This window comes from Escherichia sp. WS1368 (assembly GCF_046487485.1).
Lineage (GTDB): Bacteria > Pseudomonadota > Gammaproteobacteria > Enterobacterales > Enterobacteriaceae > Escherichia > Escherichia coli.
This window is the reverse complement of sequence record NZ_JBJQJI010000042.1, coordinates 1-1,445: the sequence shown is the minus strand read 5'-3', so window position 1 is coordinate 1,445 and position 1,445 is coordinate 1. Positions and strand designations below refer to the sequence as shown.

The window sequence follows — 1,445 nt, the reverse complement described above, 5'->3', positions numbered from 1 at the left end:
TTTGTACTGACCCCAAAAAGTTGGACAGTTAAACACGAGGCATATAGGTCTGATTCCGATATTCAATTGGAGTCAGACCTTTTAATTTCAGGCTAATTCTTCTGCTGTTGTAGTATTCAATATATTCCGTAACAGCATCCTTCAGTTCGCTTATATTACTGAACTCATCAAGATAAAAACACTCCGACTTTAAGGTTCCAAAGAAACACTCCACCACAGCATTATCCAGACAATTGCCTTTTCTGGACATGCTTTGTTTAATACCATGTTCTTTAAGGATATTTTGATATCTTCTCATACGATACTGCCATCCCTGGTCAGAGTGCAGAACAGGATGCTCGTGAGGATTAAGCTTTTTGAATGCCTGATCGAGCATATTCTCAACCATGTTCATCACTGGTCTTTCCGAAAGGCTGTAAGAAATAACTTCGTTGTTGAAGAGATCTATTACTGGAGACAAATACAGCTTGCGCCCATTGACTACAAATTCAGTAACATCGGTAACCCACTTCTCGTTTGGCCGCGTAGCCTTGAAATCTCTTTGGAGAACATTAGGGGCGGTTTGCCCTACCTCTCCTCTGTAAGAGCGGTATCGCTTGACCTTAATCGCTGCTTTAAGTGAGAGGGTTCCCATCAGGCGCTGAACAGCTTTATGGTTAATCTGTTTCCCTTCTCGATGAAGAGACAGCGTTACCCTACGGTATCCGTATCGGCCTCTATTCTCGTGATAAATCTCACCAATACGCTTTTTAACGTCCGCATACTTGTCAGGCTTGCTGAGAGCCTTTAGATGGTAATAAAACGTACTGCGCGGTATCTCCGCAGCCCTGAGAAGCTCATCAAGAGGATAAAACTGCCTTAGCTCGTTGAGTACTTTTACTTTTTCGTGGGATGAGCTAAGGCTTTCAGCTTTTTTAGATACATAAGCCGCGTTTCAAGAAATCGAACTTGCCTTTCAAGATCCTCAATGCGTCGGTCTTTTGACAGCTCCAATGCTGATGCCGCTTTTTCTGGATCAACTGATATTGCAATGTTTCTTTTGGTGCCAATCTTGAGCGCGCGTAAACCAGCTTCTCCGCGCTCTTCATAGACCTTCAGCCACCTGGCTACAGAACCACTACCAGCAAGCATAAAGTGAGCAGCAGCCTGATTAAGGGACATGTGCTGCTCGATCACAGCTTTCACGACCTTAATACGCAACTCTGGATCAGCACTAACGCCTTTAGGTTTGGGAATTAAACCTTTTTCTCCATGTTTTTCATAGAGGGCAACCCATGTCCTGACCTGGGTTCGGGGGACACCAAAACGTGCCGAGATGATCCTGTAACCATCATCAGTTGTGAAGTAGTGATTCACGACTTCAAGGCGCTTTTCAAAAGGGTATTTTGGCTTTGACATATTAGGGGCTATTCCATTTCATCGTCCAACAAAATGGGTGCAGTACA

At 44.0% G+C, this 1,445-nt stretch carries 1 protein-coding gene; it reads right to left on the bottom strand.

The annotated features are described in order from the left end of the window. Positions 1–28: 28 nt before the first annotated feature. Positions 29–1,398 (bottom strand): IS3-like element IS150 family transposase gene (locus ACJHYD_RS24445; RefSeq protein WP_085948682.1). Its coding sequence is split into 2 segments (ribosomal slippage): positions 29–918 and positions 918–1,398, totalling 1,371 coding nucleotides; the frame shifts between segments, so codons are not numbered across the junction. Positions 1,399–1,445 lie beyond the last annotated feature (47 nt).